Genomic DNA, 20,331 nt, shown 5'->3' with positions numbered 1-20,331 from the left:
CAAAGGAAATTCGCACTAATTATGAGAAAAGTTCAATCGCTATCTAAACTCTCTCAAGATTTACACCTTTACAAAGTGCGGTCATTTTTTCCTGTGTTTTACTCGACATGCTCACTCAAGAAGCCACCACTTTGGTGTTTCCAAAGGCGAGCATAAAGTCCATTTTGTTCGAGCAATTCTGCGTGAGTCCCTTGCTCGACAATTTGCCCTTTATCTAATACGATTAAACGATCCATTGCTGCAATAGTGGATAAACGGTGAGCTATGGCAATAACCGTTTTATTTTCCATCATTTTGTCGAGACTTTCTTGGATCGCCACCTCTACTTCTGAATCTAGCGCACTGGTCGCTTCATCCAAGAGTAAAATTGGCGCATCTTTTAACATAACACGCGCAATAGCAATACGCTGGCGTTGTCCACCCGAGAGTTTCACCCCACGTTCACCAACATGGGCATCATAGCCTTTTCTGCCTTGAGCATCGCTGAGATAAGGAATGAAATCTGCCGCTTCCGCACGTCTAGCCGCATTGATCATTTCTTCCTCTGTCGCAGTTGGGCGACCATAAATGATGTTATCGCGGACAGAACGGTGTAAAAGTGAAGTATCTTGTGTTACAAGACCAATCTGACTACGAAGACTTTCTTGGCTTACATCTAAAATATTTTGACCATCAATGGTAATTGAACCTTCTTGCGCTTCATAGAAACGTAGAAGCAAATTCACAATGGTTGATTTGCCCGCACCAGAACGCCCAATTAAGCCCACTTTTTCGCCTGGTTTGATGGTGAGATTAAAATGGTTAAGCAATGGTTTATTCGGATCATAAGCAAACGAAATATCATTAAATTTGATCTCGCCTTGTTTCACTTCTAGTGGAACACAATCAGGTTTATCAACAATAGTATGCGGTTTGGTCAACGTCGCCATACCATCATTCACCGTCCCGATATTTTCAAATAAACGTGCCGATTCCCACATAATCCAGCGGGAAAGACCATTTACACGTAACGCCATCGCAGTTGCAGTCGCCACTGCTCCCACGCCTACTTGACCGTTTTGCCATAACACCACACCTAAAATTGCAGTGCTTAACGTTAAGAAGATATTGGTTGCATAAGTTAAGGTGTCTAATGAACTCGCTAAACGCATTTGTGCATGCACGGTGACCATAAATTCTTCCATGGAACGTTTTGCATAATTCGCTTCTCTCGCATCATGTGAAAATAGTTTAACCGTTGCAATATTTGAATAAGCATCCGTAATACGACCCGTCATGAGAGAGCGCGCATCGGCTTGTCGTTGTGCTGTTTTCGCTAAGAGTGGAATAAGCAAACGTAAAATAGTCACAAAGGCCACAATCCATAAGAAAAACGGCACTAAAAACCAGGTATCTAAAGCCGCAAGTACCAAGCCTGAAGTAATAAAATATACAGCAACATACACCAACATATCCGCAATGGTCATGACGGTATCACGCACCGCAAGAGCAGTTTGCATCACTTTCGCCGATACACGACCTGCAAATTCATCTTGATAGAAGCTTAAGCTTTGTCCTAGCATCAAACGGTGGAAATTCCAACGCAAACGCATTGGAAATACCCCTTGTAGCGTTTGTAAGCGTACATTCACACCTACGAATAACCATACAATACTGAAAATGAGCAAAGCTGCCATGCCAGCAAGCAAATGCCCTTTTTCTTGCCAAAGCGTGCTTGGTGTATAAGCGCCTAGCCAGTCCACCAATAACCCCATAAATTGGAAAAGTAAGGCTTCCATTACACCAATACCGACCGTCAATACCGCAAGTAAAAAGATCCAGCCTTTCATGCCATCAATGCTTGACCAAATAAAACGGAACAAGCCTTTTTCAGGCGTCGTTGGATTGCTTTCCGGATAAGGATTTAAACGGTTTTCAAACCATGAAAATATTTTATTAAACATAACAATACCTTAAAAAAATTAAAGGCGACAGAGCCGCCTAAAGTGCGGTCATTATAGCGTAAGTTTTGAACGATGGGCTAGATTTTGCGAAATTGACTCGGTGAAAGCCCATAAATTGCTTTAAATGCCTTACTAAAATGCGCTTCTGATTGATACCCCACTTCAAGAGCGATGGCTAAAATGGTCTTTTGCGTATTTTTCAATAAAACAGCCGCCATTTCTAACCGCACTTGTGTGAGAAATTTTCCTGGCGGCATCCCGAGCTGCTGTTGAAAGATCCTCATAAAGGTCGCACGCGACATGGAAGCCAACTCTGCTAATTGCTCAATATTCCAATCTAATTGAGATGAAAACAAGATTTTTTCAAGGACTTGATTCAGCCTTTTATCCTGCAACGCAGCTAATAAGCCTTGATTAAGCAAACCTATTTGCTGTGCATGACGCAAAATATAAATAAACAACACATTTGATAGTGCGTCTATCACGGATTTTGTGCCTTGCTCCGGTTTCTCGGCTTCTTGTAAAAAAAGTGAAACCAAAGGCTGTACAGGTGTATTTTGTAGCGAAAGATGCAAATAATCTGGTAACGAATTAATTAATAATGACGGTTTTTGGTAATAAAATGTCCCACAAAACATCTTCAGATCGGGCGTACCTGCTCCAATCTGATGGACATTAAAAAGTGTATTTGATTGCTCTCTCTGTAGGCTATTCTCTCTTTTTTGCTGAGAACTGCCCAAAAAGTGCGGTCGATTTTGAGGGAGAAAAAAGAGGTCGCCTTTCTTCAAATGAAACTGTTTTCCCGCCAAGGTTATCCAGCACTCACCTTGCTCGATTAAATGAAATAAACCTTGATATTCCGCCGCATCTGGCTGATGTTCGACTTGCCAATCCCCTTGAAACAAGCAGCGAATATTAATTTCCCCGCGCACTTGCGCCAGCTGTGTTAATTTATCTAAATAATCCATCGTGAGATTTTCCGTCTAAAAGTTAAGACAATTTGACAAGTATCATACGCTAATCTGCTTATAATTCCTCTAGAAATTTATACTAAATTTAAGGAGAAAAACAATGTTTGCAGATTGGAAAAATGATGTAGCACACGTTAAAAAATCATTCGGTGCATTAGGTAAAAAATACCCTAAAATGTTACAAGCTTACGGCGCATTAGGTGCGGCTGCAGCAGAAGGTAACGTATTAGATGCTAAAACTCGTGAATTAATTGCATTAGCCGTTGCAGTAACCACTCGTTGTGAAAGCTGCATTGGTGTGCATGCTGATGAAGCGGTGAAAGCAGGTGCAACTGAAGAAGAAGTGGCAGCAGCATTAGCAATGTCTATCACATTAAATGCGGGTGCAGCTTACACTTACTCTCTTCGTGCATTAGAAGCTTACAACGCACAAAAAGGCGAATAATTCGCGAGGAACTTTATGATTCTTTTAGCCCTCATTTGAGGGCTTTTTTATCTCTAAAATTGACCGCACTTAAAATAAATTCAACGCTCTCATCTGAGCCACCACTTGCTCTACCTGAATTTCAGCCATTAAATTTTTGCCTTTTAATTTGGTCACCCAAGGCAATTCACTTGAAGGCTTACCTTGTTCTTTCTGCACATTTTCTTCATATACTGACACCACATTATCCAGATTATGATAAGGCGCAGTGCGCAATGGATTGTGATAAGCATACAATCCAATAACCGGTGTTCCTTGCGTGGTCGCAATATGAGCTGGCCCAGAATCGGGCGAGATCACTAAATTTGCTTGATGAATTAATGCAGCAAGTTGTTTCAAACTAGTTTTTCCTGAAGCATCAACCGGCTGAAAATCACAAAGTGCGGTTATTTTTTTTACCATTTCTAATTCGCGTTTTGCTGGCGAGCTACAAAAAATCACATTCACATTATGTTGATGAGCAATATTTGCCACTTCCGCATAACGCTCAACCAACCAATCTTTCTCGGCTTTACTGGAGCAAGGAGAAATAATCAGATTTTTACGTGTAGGATCAATAAACTGTTTGGCGTATTCTCGATCTGCATCAGAGATCGCCAATTGCCAAGAAAGCATTTCCGCCGGTGGCACGCCTAGATAATCGGCAAAAGCCATGAAACCATCTAGCACATGAGACGTTTCAGGATCTTGAACTCGACGATTCACAAATAACCACTGCCCTTCTCTAGAACGTTTTTTGCCAAATCCAATTTTATATTTCGCTTGAATACCAAGAGAGATAATAGAAGCACGAAATGCCGTCTGCATATTCAAAAGCGCATCAAATTTATTATTTTTCAAAAACATCCATAAATTCCACACGCCTTTCCAACCGCTCTTTTTATCGTAAGGAATCAGTTCCACGCCTTCAATGCCAGAAAGCAGGCCCATTTCTGTTTTACCCACAATCCACGTTAATTGGGTTTGCGGCCAATACCGTTGAATATGCTGCACCACAGCAAGTGCATGACAAACATCACCCACCGCAGACAAACGCAAAATACAAAGTGATTTAGGAGGTGAAATAAAAAGTGGAGAATGGGACATTTGAATTCCTCGCGCATTTAATTTCCGTCTATTAACCCAAAATAATTTAATGAAAACAAAGGGCGAATTTATTTAATTCGCCCTTTTATTTATCTAGATTGCTACTTTTTAGGACCTAATCCTTCCGCAACAATATGCCCTTTCACATAGTGCTTAGTAAAGATAACGTTACCATCTTTATCAAAATATTTCCACATTCCTTGCTCTACGCCATTTTTTAATTCGCCTTGCGAGATAAGTGTTCCTGATTCATCATAATATTTAGTCGTTTTGACGCCATTTATTTCAACCACCTCCGATTTTATATTACCGTTAGGATGAAAAGTCTGATTCTCTATTGTTGAACGAATATACGCCGTAGCAGAACCAATACAAAAAAGCGCTAAAACAGTAAATAGAGGTTTTTTCATAGCTAATTTCCTCATATTAAATAGAGAGTCATCAAAATAATTTCTGGAAAAAGTGTAACCTAACAAAATAAATATGTAAAACAGTGCTTTTCACTTCTATTCATTTTATAACATAAAATCACACTGCAAGGGGTAAAATTCTGCAAAAATTTTACGAATTAACAAAATACAGATATCTCACTACTTATGTGATCTGCTTCACAACTTTGACATAAAATAAGATGAAAAGCTTGTAATGCTAGAAAATCAGCGTATTTAAAGTAGAATGAGGGCATTTTCTATTATTCGGTTCAACTAAAATGCTTGAATTCCAACAAGATAATCAATTCTTTCTTTTTAATCTCACGGAAAAACCAACTGAACCCGCTTCATTTTTTGAATCGGCTTTTTGGGAAAAACAACAACGTATTACCGGTTCAGCCAAAGGACGTGGCACAACCTACTTCCTGAACACAAAAGATCTGTTTGGGGTAAATACTGCCCTTCGTCACTATTATCGAGGCGGTTTATGGGGAAAATTCAACAAAGATCGCTATCGTTTTCAATCATTGAGTGAAACTCGCAGCTTGGCGGAATTTCAGCTGTTAAATCAACTCCATCAAGCTGGTGTAGCTGTACCAAAACCAATCGCTGCACGTGTTAAAAAAGGCAAATTAGGGATTTGTTACCAAGCAGATATCTTGATTGAAAAGATCGAAAATGCCCAAGATCTGACCGTACTTTTACAAATTCAACAACTACCGAATGACATCTGGCAAGCTATCGGTAAATTAATTCGTAAGTTGCATGATTTGCAAATTTGCCATACGGATCTCAATGCTCATAATATTCTCGTGCAACAACTCGAAACTGAACAAAAATGTTGGCTCATTGATTTCGATAAGTGCGGTCAAAAATCAGGAGATTCTTGGAAACAAGGCAACCTAGAAAGATTACACCGCTCTTTTGTCAAAGAAGTCGGCAGAATGAATATTCAATTCAATGAAGAAAATTGGGATGAATTGTTGAAAGGATATAACGCCTAAAACACATTAGAAAAAGGCAATAAAAAAGACCGCTTAATGCGATCTCAATAAATGGTCCCCCCTACCGGACTTGAACCAGTGACCAAGCGATTATGAGTCGCCTGCTCTAACCGACTGAGCTAAGGGGGGAAAGTGCGGTTGATTATAGAGAAATAATCATTTGAAGTCTATATACAAAAGGATAGTCGTTGGAAAATTGACCATCCTTTTTTAGATTCATTATTGCAATAGCGAAATATCTGCTACTTGTAAGAACAAGCCTTGTAACGTGTTTAAAATCGCTAAGCGGTTTTGGCGTAATGCTGGATCTTCAGCATTTACCATCACGTTATCAAAGAAGTTATCTACCGGTGCACGTAAGTTCGCTAATTTATCTAATACTGCTGTGTAATCACCTTTTGCAATAAGTGGTTGTACTTCAGTACGTAATGCAAGTACCGCTTCAGCAAGGGCTTTTTCTGCAGGCTCTACGCAAGCGGTCAAATTGATCTCGCCAATTGCAGCATCCGCTTTCGCTAAGATATTGCTTACACGTTTGTTTGCTGCTGCTAACGCTTCCGCTGAATCTAAAGTACGGAAATGTGAAACCGCACGCACGCGCGCATCAAAATCAGCCGGACGAGTTGGACGACGAGCCAATACCGCTTGAATCACATCCACCGCAATGCCTTCATCTTGATACCACGCACGGAAACGACCGAGCATAAAGTCCACCACATCAGCAACCACGTTTTTATTCGTAAGTTTATCGGCGAAAAGTGCGGCTGATTTTTTCACTAAATCTTCTAAATCTAGAGGTAAATTTTTCTCAACAATAATACGTAATGCACCTAATGCTGCACGACGCAATGCAAATGGGTCTGCGCTGCCTTTTGGTGCTTGACCGATACCGAAGATACCTGTTAGAGTGTCAAATTTATCGGCTAAAGCGACCGCACTTGCAACGAGTGATTTTGGTAATTCATCACCCGCAAAGCGTGGCATATATTGTTCGTTTAATGCGACTGCCACTTCTTCGTCTTCACCATCATGACGAGCATAGTGCATACCCATTACGCCTTGCGTATCAGTAAATTCAAACACCATGTTGGTCATTAAGTCACATTTTGACAGTAAACCTGCACGTTTTGCTTTTGCTTCGTCTGCACCGATTTGTTTTGCAATTTCGCCTGCAAGTTTCTCAATGCGGTCAGTTTTATCTTTCAATGTACCAAGTTGTTGTTGGAACAACACAGTTTCTAAACGCGATAAACGATCAACCAGTTTTTGTTTTAAGTCGGTTTTGAAGAAGAATTCTGCATCGGTTAAACGTGGGCGAACCACTTTTTCGTTACCTTCGATAATTGCTGTTGGATCTTCTGGGTTGATGTTCGATACAAAAATAAAGTGCGGTAATAATTTGCCGTCTTTGTCATAAATCGGGAAATATTTTTGGTCGCCTTTCATGGTGTAAACCAAGGCTTCCGCAGGTACGGCTAAGAAACGTTCTTCAAATTTTGCTGCTAATACGTTTGGATATTCCACCAATGAAGTGACTTCTTCAAGCAGGCTTTCTTCAATGTCCGCCACGCCGCCAAGTGCGGTCGCTTTTGCTTGCGATTTTGCAAGAATTTCTGCTTTACGCTCATTGAAATCTGCTACTACAGAACCTTTTTCACGCAATAATTGCGGATATTGGTCTGCATGTTGAATTTCAAATTCTTTCTCGCCTAAGAAACGGTGACCGCGAATGGTGCGAGCACTTGCCACACCTAAAATTTCGCCTTCGATTAACTCATCACCTAACAACATAGTCACAGTATGAACCGGACGAATAAATTGCACGGTTTTGTCTGCCCAACGCATTGGTTTTGGAATTGGCAATTTCGCCAACGCATTTGCCACAATGTCGTTCAGCAAGTTTTTGGTCGGCTGACCTTCAATTTTTGCACGGTGAACAAGCCATTCGCCTTTATCAGTTGCAATGCGCTCTGCTTGATCAACGGTAATACCACAACCGCGCGCCCAGCCTTCTGCCGCTTTAGTTGGTTTACCTTCCGCATCAAACGCAGCTGATACTGCTGGCCCACGTTTTTCGATTTCTTTGCTTGGCTGTTGTGTGGCTAAGTTCAACACTTTCACCGCCAAACGACGCGGTGCCGCAAACCATTCGATTTTGTCGAAGGTTAAGCCGGCTTGGTTTAATTCTGCCTCAACGTTATCCGCAAAAGAGGTTGCTAATGTTTTGAGAGCTTTTGGTGGCAGCTCTTCTGTGCCGATTTCTACTAGGAAGTTTTGGGTTGTCATTTTGTTTTCTCTGGTAAGGTGCGATTTGGCACCATTTTATTTTAATTTAATCTTTTTCAATCAGTGCTTCACATTTCACAGGGAAATTAAGTGAATTTGCGATAAAACATGCCCGATGCGCATTTTCATGTAATGCCAATGCCTTAACTGCATCCGACTCGCTTGAAATTCTCACACGAGGTTTTAATGTTGCCGAAATAAAGCGTCCTGCATGCCCAGAACTGCCTTCATCCATAATCGCTATTGCTTCATCACGGTATTCTTGCACAATAATGTTATTAACGGCACAAAAATGTAAATACCATAATTTATGACAGGCAGAAATGGAGGCTAATAACATATCTTCTGGATTCCAACGTGTTTTATCACCACGAAAAGCTGGATCAGCAGAACCTAAAATATTAGGTTTATTCGGTGCCGAAGCAATAAAATCCCGATCATACGCGGTATAAGAAGAAGTGCCTCGCCCTGAATTTCCAACCCATTCTACGGTAGTTTGATAAGTATGTTGCTTCATTATATTTTCCGTTATCTCTTATAGCGTATGTAAATTAAGAAATTCATGTCCTATTTGATTATTTTCTTCGTTTTCACTTCTGCCAAATCTCCCCTCCCCCTCTTTGCTAAAGAGGGGATTGGATCTTTGGAAAATTAAATATATATGTTCTACTTTAACGTTTTTTAAAGTAGATATTTTAATCTCTATTAAAATTAAAATGTAAATGAGCCCGATACTATCAATTTACTCAAGAATTCCCCTCTTTAGCAAAGAGGGGTTAGGGGAGATTTGGCAGAGCTACTTAACGCTCATACTCAATCAGCCCTTACATTCTCTAAAAACAAATAAACCTGCTCGACTACTGCTTCAATTTCACGCATTACTTCATCATTGCTAAATCGCATCACCGTAAAACCAAGTGAATTTAATTCTGCATCTCGCAATGCGTCTTTTTCCTGATAATCAGGTTCATAGTGCTGACTACCGTCCAATTCGATAATCAACCTTGCTTTCGCACAATAAAAATCAACGATATAACTTAAAAGTGGCTTTTGTCGATTAAATCGAAAACCTAATAATTGATCTCGATTGATGCGTTGCCATAACTTTCTTTCCACATCCGTTTGATCCACTCGCAATTTCTGTGAATTCTCTTTTAAGTATTTTTCATAGGGTTGCATGAACGCTATTTCTTACCGTTCTCAATACTCTCACTCAACACTTGTTGAAACCGCTCATAATCACAAAAACCATGTTCATCTTTTTCACAGCCTTTAAGGGTTAATGCTGTTTGGTTTGGTGGTGTCGCTAAACTTAGTGGCGTAATGTTAATCAGCTGGTCGGTGGTTTGATAAACATAATCCAATTTAAATTTGAGCTTACCGCTCGGTTTATGCTTCCATACTTCAAATAGCAACTTACCGCCAATTGGAATATTTTCCAATGAGTCATCCAACTCATAAGGCTCAACGCCTAGTGCCGCAAGCAGAGCGACGATATTAGAATCGTGTCCAACCAATAAGTTAATTTTGTTTTCACTATTTAGCTTTTGCTGAATAAATGCTAACAACGGATACGAGACATTTTGTGCCAACGCTTCGTTGTTTTTAAATAAAGTGCGGTAATATTCGTTTTTAATTTCGTTAATTGCACGCCATTTTTCTTGGCTATCCACACGACCGTTGGCAATTTCTGCATCAGGTTTGCCCACATAATGGGCGAGCAATAATGCGCTGACAATTTTCTTCCCTGTGCTAATAGCACCGGTAATTTTAACCGATTTGCCGTCTTTAATACTGTATTCACCGACTTTTCCACCTAAATCACATTCGTCTTTTTGTAAGCAATTTGGTGAGTTTTTGTAATCAATGATTTCACTTAACAGTGCATAATTTGGCGCTAATTTTTTCTGTAAAGCGGTTAAATCTACATTATTTTTTGCTGATTCGATTAAGGCTTTACTTGGGTTGTGGACTTTTGTCGTAAAAATTGGATCTTTTTCTGAACCAATTTCACCACGATGTTGTAATTGCACATTACATCCAGCAAAAGCACCTGCCACAATCGCTTGCCCCGTTGCAACTGTGCGTTGTACTGCATTCGCATAAGCAAAAATACCTTCACCCGATGCACAACGTTCTGTCGTTAATAACCTTTTATCCGCAAGCCATTGACCTAAATACTGTCCGAAATAGGTTTCTAGCACCGTCCCTTTTGCAGTGAGATAGCCTGATGGCACATTCCATTTTGCCCACGCATACGGGGAATATTTCGCCATTTCTTGCGGATCTTTTTCCACTGGTGAACGCAATCCATGGCGGCTGAAAATTAAGACTTTCTCAAGCTCGTAATCTTCATTCTGTGTGCTTGATCGATTTTCTGTTGCGAATACACTGCTTACAACGACTGAGCTGAGTAAAAGTGTGGTTAAAGTTTGGGATACTTTCTTCATTTAACTTTTCTCCTTTTTCAACTGACTACCCTGTATACCTCAGACCAGAATGGATGCTTGTAGTTTCCTACACTATCACAAAAAATAAGTTCAAAATATTCATATTTAATGAAATGAATACCTATATTTACCTCATTTATAACGTGTTACCAACGATAGCCCACTTTCAAACCAATATGATATTGTTTATCTAGTTGTTTACCACGACTTTTTCCTGCATAAGTCGCAATCTGCCAACTAGCAAAATCCGTAGTGACCCCAATTTCCTGTTGCCAGTAACGATCAAAACGTTGTGTTAACTGTGATTGATTAACTTGCACTGCCACCTGGGAATCGGATGCATCGACGTAATTCAACGTCAATGCCGGTCGGATAGTAACGCCTTCCCACGGCATAAAGGCATAATCCACAGTTACACCGGCATGATAAGCATTAAAGCTCATTTTCGGAGAATGCACATTAACCCCGGCATAAGTGTAACTATCGGCAGAAATATAATAACGATGAATGCCAACATGTGGTCGGATGGCCAGTTTATCTAAATTCAGTTGATAACCCAAGCCCATGCCAATTGTTGCGATGCGACGTTTTATTTTGACATTTTGAGATTCACCACGAATTTCACCCGCACTTAAACCATATCCTGCATCGGCAGAGAGGTTTAAGCCATTTTCAAAATCATATTTAGCAAAAGCAGACAGCATATTTAAGCGGCCTTTGCTACTAATGTTGTCATCAAAAGCATTGCTTACTCGAGAATGAGAGAACAACAAGCCTAAGCGGTGATTCGTATCAATATGTTGCACACCAACTTGTGTCAAACGTGCTTTTTGTTGATACGCACGGAACTCATCAGCATCATAATGGCGGGAAGAATATAACGTATTTGCCCAAACATTGGTGTTGTTCTCTGACACTAAATGTTTGTTTAATTCATCTTGTGCCAATAACGCACTATTCACGCTCGCCGATAATTCGGATAACGCGCTATTAGCATAACGGCTAATCAATTCTTTTTGTTTTTTGACCGCACTTTCTTGTTCCAACGCTTTACGCTGTGCATCTAAACGAGCCTGTTCTTCTGCCTTGCGTTTTTCTTCTGCTAATCGAGCGGCTTCATCAGCTTTACGTTTTTCTTCCGCTAAACGAGCCGCTTCTTCCGCTTTACGTTTTTCCTCAGCGAGACGTGCCACTTCATCTGCTTTACGTTTTTCATATACTTTACGTTTTTCTTCGGCTAGACGTGCCGCTTCTTCCGCTTTACGTTTTTCCTCTGCTAAACGTGCCGCTTCTTCCGCTTTGCGTTTTTCTTCGGCTAGACGAATCGCTTCGTCCGCCTTACGTTTTTCTTCCGCTAAACGAGCAGCTTCTTCCGCTTTACGTTTTTCTTCCGCTAAACAAGCAGCTTCTTCCGCTTTACGTTTTTCTTCCGCTAAACGAGCAGCTTCTTCCGCTTTACGTTTTTCTTCCGCTAAACGAGCAGCTTCTTCCGCTTTACGTTTTTCTTCGGCTAGACGCAATTCTTCTTTTTGCTGCTCTTCTGCTAAACGTAATTCTTCAGCTTTTGCCTTAGCTTCTGCAATTTGAGCTTCTTCGGCTTTGCGTTTTTCTTCAGCGAGACGTGCGGCTTCGTCGGCTTTACGTTTTTCCTCTGCTAAACGAGCTTGATCAACAAGCTCTTGTTCTTTTCTTGGGTTGTATAAGCGGTAATCATGATTGTCATTTTTCAACTCATAGCGATAGGTTCCCACATCCACTGTACCATTCGCCAAAGCAACATTGACGTTGTCAGTCTGAGCGGTGTTTTTAAGGGTCAGCAGGCTGAGTTGTTGCAAGGTTTGTGGTTCAGCACCGGTATTGCGTACATTTAATACAAAATTCCCTGTTGCCAAACCATGCACTGCCACATGATCGCCTTTGTTTTCCTGCAAATAAGTGCGGTAATTAAAGGTGCCGTTTCCGCTTAAATCGCCTAGCACGGTGAGTTGATTAAATGTTTGATTATTCGTTTGAGTCGCAAAATCCGGATTAAGCGTAATTTGGCTGTTATTAAGGGTTAAATTGCCAATTGTTGTACTGCTTGGTAACGTCCAGTTTGCATTGTCTGACAAGGAAACCAAGGTATCTTTACTTCCTTGAATTTGATGATCAAAACGGGCGTTAACGAAATTTAATTTTGCCTGATCAGAAAGCGTCGCATCGCCCGCCAACGTAGCATTTTCAACCGTTGCCACAGTTTGGTTATTCAGCACAAGTGTGCCAGTTTGAGTGGCGTTATGCGCTAAGCGATATTGGCTTTGCCCTTGTAATGCCACATTGCCCGTAACATCAGCAAGTCCCAGCACCGATAATTTGGCATTGTCATTCAGGGTAAAATTACCATTGATTTTGCTGCGTTCAATGCTCGCAAAGACTTTATCAGATAAGGTTTGGTTAGCGCATTTGGTTAACCCCGTCCAGTCAGAACGGGCACAAATGAAATTCGCCTGTTTATCGGTAACACCTAATGTGGCATTAGCGTTATTGCTTAATTGCCAATCGCCGTTTATCACAGAAACGTTTCTAGAAACGACCGCACTTCCGCCCTTAATGATGAATTTTTCCGCTTTAAAGGTACGACTTAGCCAGTCATCGTCAATCACTACTTCCCCTTGCGGACGGCCAATTAATGCCGGTCGGTTTTGGTGGTTATAGGCATGAGGCGTTGGGCGACCACTAAAGACCAAAGTACCGTTTTCTTGCGTAATATTGCCGTTTAAGTTGGTTCCGCCTGACAATAGAAAAACGCTGTCTGCGTGCGTAGGTCGATAAACCACATCTAATCGACCATTATGAAGCCCGGTATTGGTTTCACCAAACCAACCGTTAAATGCCGCCGCTTTGGATTGGTTAATTTTGCTTTCATTATCAATTTGTGCATTGCCAAGAAGCGTGACGGTTGCTGCCGTGTCTTTGTTATGGTTGACAATTTGTGCGCCTTCATCGGTATTTTGAATGCGATTAAAGGTAAGTGAATGTCCGTTAAGATCTAAACGACCGCCACGGAAGCCGAAATAAATATTGTTTGGATTAACTTGGTCGGCACTTTCCAATTTCACCGTTGGACGACCGCTCACAATACCTAATTGATTAAAGGCTTGTTTTTTGCCTTGCTCGTCCGCTTGTTGATTTAAAACGACAACGCCGTCTCCCACGCTGATGTCACCAAGGTTTTCGCCTTTACCGTTGACCAATAACGTGCCTTGCCCAATTTTAGACAAACGATCGCCTGCCGGATTTTTGACTTTCCACCTCACCGTACTGCCTTCACTTACTGAAACACCTGCGCCTTTCCAAGTTTCATCGGTGCTAGGCTGTACCACAAAATCGCCTTCAAAGGTCAGCCCACCAGCACCCTGATCGATATTATTTTTCAGGGTTATCGTGCCGTTTTCCATATTCCCAAAGTAAATATTCTTACCGTGATGAAGTGCCGGCATATAAGGGTTTGGGCCACCATATCCAAAAAATTCATCTCTGCCGGAAGAAGGCAGGCTGTAATTGGCAAGCGGTGTGTTTGTGACAACTCTGCTACCTTTGGTTAATTTACCGCTGCCGTTGCCGTCTGCTGTCCAGTCATAAGAAGCTGATGTAAAGTCAAAAACCGTCATCAAATCACCGGCAATGATCTCATCTAAATAATTCTTACGTGCAATTTGATAGGTATTTTCTTTTCCTTGATAAGGGTGTCCACTACGCAATACGCCGTTTATCAGCCATTTTCCTGCCGTTTTATCATAAATAAACATCGGTGAACCACTGTCACCGCTAGAACCTGAAATCGGTAACGGGCCATATTGATTTGGATGACGCACATCACCACTTAAACTGACCTCACCATTGTTCGCCCAACCTTGCATAAAGGTATTGCCTGCGGTGAGGTAGTTATACGCCATGGCAATATGATTGCCATTGTCATTATCATCACGCAAAAATTGCCAGCCGCTACCAATTCGCACCCGCATTGGATACTTTTCTAAATCTCCATAGGTGCTACCCTGCATATTTGACACCATTTCTATTGGTGCAGCTTCTGTGACGAATTTGGCTAATCGAGGGTTATGGTAGTCGGTCATGTAAGGGTGAGTGCGGTCGTTTTTATAATTATTTCGTTTAACGATGTTATAACCGAATCGGTGCTGATCGGGGTTATTGCCTTCCATGCCAAAATCAACATTTCGATAGCCCACGTTATGCGCCACACTGACGATATATTGATCGCCTACAAGCGCCGCCACACCATTACGACTGACCACCGAAAAATCCATCATCGGCGCATTTTGCATCATAGTGCCGATAGATTCGCCTTTTTTATTCACTACCGCAATATTTTGCGCACCGGGAGTAAATTTGCCTTTATTCTCAGCAAAATCACGGAAATATTGATAATCCACGCCGGAATAAACTTGTCCGGCGAAGACCATTGGGCTTAGGTTCAACGCCACAAACGCAGCAATGAACTTAGGTTTGAAAGTTGTTTTTTGCATAAAATTGGTTCAAATAAAAGTAAATGGTATAGACCGCTTATACTTGGTATTATTTTAATATCAAATAAAGATTTTTTTTAATTTAGATTCATCTAAAATAACACGATCGTCCTCTAACAATAATGCCGGGAAGCCCGCATAGCCTTGTGCTTTTGCATCATCAAATGCGGCGTGACGATCACGCAAGCGCAACCATTGTTTCAAATTCGGAATGGAAGATAATACTTCCACTGCCTCATAATCCACACCCAAGCGTTTTAATTCCGCCACAAATGGCGCAGTATCCGGGCAATCTGCCGCATAATAAAGAATCGGTTTCATTATTCATCCTCTTTTTCTGCTGCCGCAGTCGGATTTAATTTCGGCTCAGCAATTTTGGTTAAACGGTTACGATCGCGATGTTCAAACGGTGCAACATAATTTGGAATAATCAAGGTTGTGGTTTGATCGTATGACCAAGTGCCATCATCATGGAACTTCACCGTCATTTCAAAATTTTCCGTAGTAAATGAACGCTCTAAGAATGGATTAGAAATGATGCCGTTTGTTAATGAACCGCGTACCGCTTTTACAGTGAACTCTTTCGCATCAGCTGGTGCATTACCGACCGCAATAAACGTTTGGCCGCGTGGAATGCTACCTGTTAATAAAATATTGCCTGTTTCAGGTTCCCATAACCAATAACCCACTTGGTCGTGAAACGTTTCTACTTCACCCGGTTGTACAATATGGGCGTGATAACGTAATCCATAATAGAGTTGCGGACCATTAGTTTGCGCATCAGTTGGGTGTGCTTCATAACGTTCGATATAAGGATCTTTTTCTGGCCCTTCTGCTTTCGGGTTGATATCCACACCGCGTTTACCCTCCCAAACACCCGCTAATTTTGCCAATGGGCCTAAATTCGCGAGCGTATTAGGATCAGTTTCTGCTTCCGTGTAGATATCATCTGGGTATTGAAAATCTTTCATCATTTTCTCCTTATATCGTTGTGTTAATGCTTAAAGTGCGGTCGTTTTTCGCTTTATTTTTTACAACCAGGGAAACCTAAGGCTTCACGGCTCGCATAATACGCTTCAGCCACACCTTTGGTTAATGCACGAATGCGTAAAATATAGCGTTGACGTTCTGTGACCGAAATCGCTTTACGTGCATCTAACAAGTTGAAGCTGTGTGCGGCTTTTAAAATGCGTTCGTAAGCCGGTAATGGTAACGGACGCTCTAATTCCAATAAGCTTTTCGCTTCTTTTTCGTATTGATCGAAGCAGTAGAATAAGAAATCAGTATCTGCATATTCAAAGTTGTACGTGGATTGTTCAACTTCGTTTTGATGGAACACATCACCGTAAGTGGTTTTGCCAAGCGGGCCGTCAGACCAAACTAAGTCATACACAGAATCTACGCCTTGAATGTACATGGCTAAACGCTCTAAACCGTAAGTCACTTCACCGGTTACCGGTTTACATTCTAAGCCACCTACTTGTTGGAAATAAGTAAATTGGGTCACTTCCATACCATTTAACCACACTTCCCAGCCTAAACCCCAAGCACCTAAGGTTGGGTTTTCCCAGTTATCTTCCACGAAACGGATGTCGTTTTGTGTTGGATCAAAACCAAGCATTTCAAGGGAACCTAAATAGAGTTCTTGAATGTTGTCTGGAGACGGTTTAATCACTACTTGGAATTGATAGTAATGTTGTAAACGGTTCGGGTTTTCGCCATAGCGACCATCGGTCGGACGACGTGAAGGTTGCACATAAGCAAATGCCATCGGCTCTGGGCCTAACGCGCGTAATGCAGTCATTGGGTGAGAAGTCCCTGCGCCCACTTCCATATCAAATGGTTGAACAACTGTACAGCCTTGATTTGCCCAATATTCTTGCAAGGCTAAAATCATGCCTTGGAATGTTTTTACGTTGAATTTTGTACTCATAATTTTTTTAATAACAATGTGATGAAAAATACAGGCATTATACTTGAAACTATAAGGCGGATAAAGGCGAAAAAGTGCGGTCAGAAAAATCCTTAAATTTTTTATTTCTCTTAAATTTCATTCATTTTCATGATGAGTTATTTTCATCATGATAGGTTTGCTTGCCAAGCCTCAAATGTGTAAACTGCTGGCGCTTTTATACAGACTTTTATCCTAGGGATTTTAAAATGAAAAAAAATGTGATTACTTCAGCGATTTTATTAGCAATTCCAGCATTAGCTGCGGCTGAAGACGTGGCAAAATTAGATGTGATTAACGTCTATTCTGCATCAGCCACGCCAACTAGCCTTCATCAAACCGCCTCATCTGTTACTGTTTTAAGTGAAAAAGATTTTGCACAACGTGGTGCGACTTATGTCAGTGACGTATTGAAAACGGTACCAAGTTTAGCCGTGAGCGCGTCGGGCGGTCGTGGCACCCTAACCAATGTATTCTTACGTGGTGCGGATGCAAACCACACTGCTGTGATTATTGATGGCGTGAAAGTGAACCCTGTTTCTGGTTACGGCTTTGATTTCGGTGGCTTAGCATTAAGCAATATCGACCGCATCGAAGTATTACGCGGCGAGCAATCTGCCCTTTGGGGAAGTGATGCAATGGGTGGTGTAATTTATATCACCACGAAAAAAGGCTTAGAAAAAGGCAAAACCTTCAACGTCGATTACGATTTTGGCACAGGCTCGAATCGTACGGTAGATGGTTCATTAACCCTTTCAGGCTCAAACAACCATTTCTATTATGCTTTACATGGTGACAGTCACCACACCAAAGGCATTTCAGCACTCAGCAAAAACCGCTTTAACTACACTGCGCAAGATGGCACAGCGGTAAGTACCGGTGGCTCAAGCGAACGCGATAAATTCCATCGTGATAACGCTTCTCTTCGTTTCGGCTATGACGATAACCAAAAAGGTTTCGATTTCTTAACCTCTCACAGCAGCCAAACTGCTCACTTTGATAACAGCGCAACGGATGAAAAAGGCCACTACACTCGCACACGTGACACCTTATTCAAATTAAGTGGTTTCTTAGGTAACGATGATGAATTGCTTAAACACAAAGTTGGGGTAAGCCATCTCAAAACTGACAGCGATACCGTTGGCTACACATCGGCTTACGATGCGAAAAAACTCAACGCAAACTATCAATTAGATGTCAATTTCGATCGTGAAGGCAGTCTCACACAAGGTTTAAGCTTCTTAACTGACTATCAAAAAACAGATTTCAACTCGTCTTATTTCAACAATGCAGGCAATAAGAAACTTGTTGAGAAAAGCTTAGCAGCAGAATATCGCTTATTGCACGATGCAGATCAGAGCTTAAATATTAGTGGTCGTTATACTGATAGCTCTGAATACGAAAATTCATGGACAGGCCGCATTGCAGGCGCTTACCGCTTACACAATAACGTGAAAGCACACGCAAGTTTCGGTTCAGCGATTCAAAACCCGACAATCACTGAATATTACGGTTACAACGCGCGCTATATCGGCAACCCAAATTTACAACCTGAGAAAAGTTTAGGTGGCGATGTTGGCTTCTTATTTGAAACTAATGACAATCGCCACAGCTTTGATGTGACTTATTTTGCTCGCAACGTGAAAAACGCGATTAGCAGTGAAGTAATCAACTTTACCACTTATGCAAGCCGTGCCGTAAACCTTGAAGGTAAGAGCAAAGTGAAAGGTGTTGAAGTGACTTACAACGGTAAAATCACCGATGCATTAACTGCTTATGCGAACTACACCTACACGCAAACCCGAGATAGTAAAGGCGCTGAATTAGCACGTCGTCCAAAACATTTAGCGAACGCGGGCTTAGCATACCAAATCACTGAAAAATTGGGTGCGGATGTAAATGTATCTTACACAGGCAAACGCATGGATACCTACTATTCACCGACTTACAGCACGCATAAAGTGAAATTGCCATCTTACACCTTGGCAAACTTAGGCGTAAATTATAAAGTGGCGGATAGCTTGACAATTTACGCTAACCTTAACAACGTATTCAATAAAAAATATGAAAACGTACTGGGCTACGGCCAAGAAGGACGTAATGTTTACGTTGGGTTGAAAGGATCGTTCTAATTATTACCCACTCATAAGGGCGTGCTTAGCACGCCTTTTTACATTCTTGATGGCGTAGCGTATCATTATCCATATGCAAAAAACTCGCTTAATTTTAACCGCACTTTTCCTTCCGTTTACCGCTCAGGCTTCGGAACAATTTGTCTCGCTCACACTTTGCAGTGACAGGCTGCTTATTGAACTGGCTGAATCATCGCAAATTGCCGCACAGTCACCTTATTCGAAAAAACCGTTGATGATGTTAGACAAAATCAATACCGATAAACCTGTTCTGGAACCGCAATTAACGGAATTATTGCCCTATTTGGATAAAACTATTCTGATTAATGAAACCTTTTATCCACAATTAGTCACAGAGCTGAAAAAACTCGGTGTGAAGATTATTCCCATTAACGACAGCCCACAAACGCCTGATGAATTATTTGCGCTGATTCTAGAATTAGGCAAACAACTGGGTAATGAGCAAAAGGCGGCTGATTTAGTGACAAAACTCAAATCGCAAAACTTTCATTTAAATCGACCGCTTACTGACACACTGATTTTGTCAGAAACTGGTGTGGTAGAAAGTTATTATCCGCAATATCCCGTGCTGTTAAGTTTACTCGGATTAACACCGTTAAAAACACCACTTACCGCACAAAATTTCTCGTTAGAAAAAGTGATTTTAAGCCAACCAAATGTACTGATTTCTCTGACTGACAAACAAGGTTACAATGCACAAGCCGAATTACTGCACCACCCTATGTTGCAAGATTTCTTCAAAAACCAACCGCTTGTCAGCATCCCAATGAAATATACCTATTGCTTCGATCATGGCGTGTGGCAAGGGGCGGAGAAGATTTATCAACAATTAAAATAATGTAGCTGACAAATCTCCCCTAACCCCTCTTTGCTAAAGAGGGGGATTTCATTATTAAATTAACCTAGGGTGATGTAATTACAATTTTTATGTATAAATGATTAAAATAAAACATCAGAATTATAAATCCCGACACTATAATCCCCCTCTTTAGCAAAGAGGGGTTAGGGGAGATTCGACAAAATCAAATTAACAAATGATATTTGGA

Annotated in this window: 16 protein-coding genes and 1 tRNA gene; 4 read left to right on the top strand and 13 right to left on the bottom strand. The window is 41.2% G+C overall.

The window, feature by feature from the left end; all coding sequences use genetic code 11:
- Window positions 1–98: 98 nt before the first annotated feature.
- Together RDV53_RS05635 and RDV53_RS05630 are read right to left on the bottom strand one after the other, a co-directional pair.
- Complete coding sequence (locus RDV53_RS05635) at window positions 99–1,943, bottom strand: ABC transporter ATP-binding protein (protein ID WP_005695311.1); 1,845 nt, start codon at window positions 1,941–1,943, stop codon at window positions 99–101.
- Window positions 1,944–2,020: 77 nt separating this feature from the next.
- Window positions 2,021–2,911, bottom strand: a complete 891-nt coding sequence (locus tag RDV53_RS05630; protein ID WP_005695310.1) for a cupin domain-containing protein — start codon at window positions 2,909–2,911, stop codon at window positions 2,021–2,023.
- 103 nt (window positions 2,912–3,014) lie between these two features.
- Between RDV53_RS05630 and RDV53_RS05625 the strand changes: the two genes are divergently transcribed.
- On the top strand, window positions 3,015–3,359 hold the full coding sequence (locus RDV53_RS05625; protein ID WP_005695308.1) for a carboxymuconolactone decarboxylase family protein: 345 nt from the start codon (window positions 3,015–3,017) through the stop codon (window positions 3,357–3,359).
- Window positions 3,360–3,428: 69 nt separating this feature from the next.
- Here the strand turns inward: RDV53_RS05625 and RDV53_RS05620 are convergent, their stop codons facing one another.
- Both RDV53_RS05620 and RDV53_RS05615 read right to left on the bottom strand, forming a co-directional pair.
- Window positions 3,429–4,484 carry a glycosyltransferase family 9 protein gene (locus RDV53_RS05620; protein ID WP_005695307.1) on the bottom strand — a complete coding sequence of 352 codons (1,056 nt, stop codon included), beginning with the start codon at window positions 4,482–4,484 and terminating at the stop codon, window positions 3,429–3,431.
- 101 nt (window positions 4,485–4,585) lie between these two features.
- Window positions 4,586–4,894 (bottom strand): toxin-antitoxin system YwqK family antitoxin, encoded by a 309-nt coding sequence (locus RDV53_RS05615; protein ID WP_014064182.1) that lies wholly within the window; start codon window positions 4,892–4,894, stop codon window positions 4,586–4,588.
- 299 nt (window positions 4,895–5,193) lie between these two features.
- Here RDV53_RS05615 and RDV53_RS05610 point away from each other — a divergent pair, with 299 nt between their 5' ends.
- Window positions 5,194–5,919, top strand: a complete 726-nt coding sequence (locus RDV53_RS05610; RefSeq protein WP_005695305.1) for a 3-deoxy-D-manno-octulosonic acid kinase — start codon at window positions 5,194–5,196, stop codon at window positions 5,917–5,919.
- 52 nt (window positions 5,920–5,971) lie between these two features.
- Here the strand turns inward: RDV53_RS05610 and RDV53_RS05605 are convergent.
- The 9 genes from RDV53_RS05605 to glyQ form a co-directional block, all read right to left on the bottom strand.
- Window positions 5,972–6,048 (bottom strand) — tRNA-Ile (locus tag RDV53_RS05605).
- Between the two features lie 90 nt (window positions 6,049–6,138).
- The gene (gene glyS, locus RDV53_RS05600) at window positions 6,139–8,205 is read right to left on the bottom strand and encodes a glycine--tRNA ligase subunit beta (RefSeq protein WP_005695304.1); all 2,067 of its coding nucleotides are present in this window, start codon (window positions 8,203–8,205) and stop codon (window positions 6,139–6,141) included.
- Window positions 8,206–8,251: 46 nt separating this feature from the next.
- Window positions 8,252–8,722 carry an OsmC family protein gene (locus RDV53_RS05595; protein WP_005695303.1) on the bottom strand — a complete coding sequence of 157 codons (471 nt, stop codon included), beginning with the start codon at window positions 8,720–8,722 and terminating at the stop codon, window positions 8,252–8,254.
- Between the two features lie 296 nt (window positions 8,723–9,018).
- Window positions 9,019–9,384 carry an endonuclease domain-containing protein gene (locus RDV53_RS05590; protein ID WP_005695302.1) on the bottom strand — a complete coding sequence of 122 codons (366 nt, stop codon included), beginning with the start codon at window positions 9,382–9,384 and terminating at the stop codon, window positions 9,019–9,021.
- Window positions 9,385–9,389: 5 nt separating this feature from the next.
- Window positions 9,390–10,655 (bottom strand): histidine-type phosphatase, encoded by a 1,266-nt coding sequence (locus tag RDV53_RS05585; protein ID WP_005695301.1) that lies wholly within the window; start codon window positions 10,653–10,655, stop codon window positions 9,390–9,392.
- 146 nt (window positions 10,656–10,801) lie between these two features.
- Window positions 10,802–15,181 carry a S6 family peptidase gene (locus tag RDV53_RS05580; RefSeq protein WP_005695300.1) on the bottom strand — a complete coding sequence of 1,460 codons (4,380 nt, stop codon included), beginning with the start codon at window positions 15,179–15,181 and terminating at the stop codon, window positions 10,802–10,804.
- 60 nt (window positions 15,182–15,241) lie between these two features.
- Window positions 15,242–15,502 (bottom strand): hypothetical protein, encoded by a 261-nt coding sequence (locus RDV53_RS05575; protein WP_005695299.1) that lies wholly within the window; start codon window positions 15,500–15,502, stop codon window positions 15,242–15,244.
- The gene (locus RDV53_RS05570) at window positions 15,502–16,152 is read right to left on the bottom strand and encodes an FABP family protein (RefSeq protein ID WP_032822518.1); all 651 of its coding nucleotides are present in this window, start codon (window positions 16,150–16,152) and stop codon (window positions 15,502–15,504) included. The genes RDV53_RS05575 and RDV53_RS05570 overlap by 1 nt, the downstream gene beginning before the upstream one ends.
- A 53-nt stretch (window positions 16,153–16,205) precedes the next feature.
- On the bottom strand, window positions 16,206–17,114 hold the full coding sequence (gene glyQ, locus RDV53_RS05565) for a glycine--tRNA ligase subunit alpha (protein WP_005695296.1): 909 nt from the start codon (window positions 17,112–17,114) through the stop codon (window positions 16,206–16,208).
- Window positions 17,115–17,341: 227 nt separating this feature from the next.
- Between glyQ and RDV53_RS05560 the strand changes: the two genes are divergently transcribed.
- Complete coding sequence (locus tag RDV53_RS05560; protein ID WP_005695295.1) at window positions 17,342–19,264, top strand: TonB-dependent receptor plug domain-containing protein; 1,923 nt, start codon at window positions 17,342–17,344, stop codon at window positions 19,262–19,264.
- Window positions 19,265–19,337: 73 nt separating this feature from the next.
- Complete coding sequence (locus RDV53_RS05555) at window positions 19,338–20,123, top strand: TroA family protein (protein ID WP_005695294.1); 786 nt, start codon at window positions 19,338–19,340, stop codon at window positions 20,121–20,123.
- The last annotated feature ends 208 nt before the right edge of the window (window positions 20,124–20,331 follow it).

The sequence above is a fragment of the Haemophilus parainfluenzae ATCC 33392 genome (genome assembly GCF_031191205.1).
GTDB classification, from domain to species: Bacteria; Pseudomonadota; Gammaproteobacteria; order Enterobacterales; family Pasteurellaceae; genus Haemophilus_D; species Haemophilus_D parainfluenzae.
The sequence above is the reverse complement of the archived record's forward strand: the minus strand, read 5'-3'. Positions and strand labels throughout refer to the sequence as shown.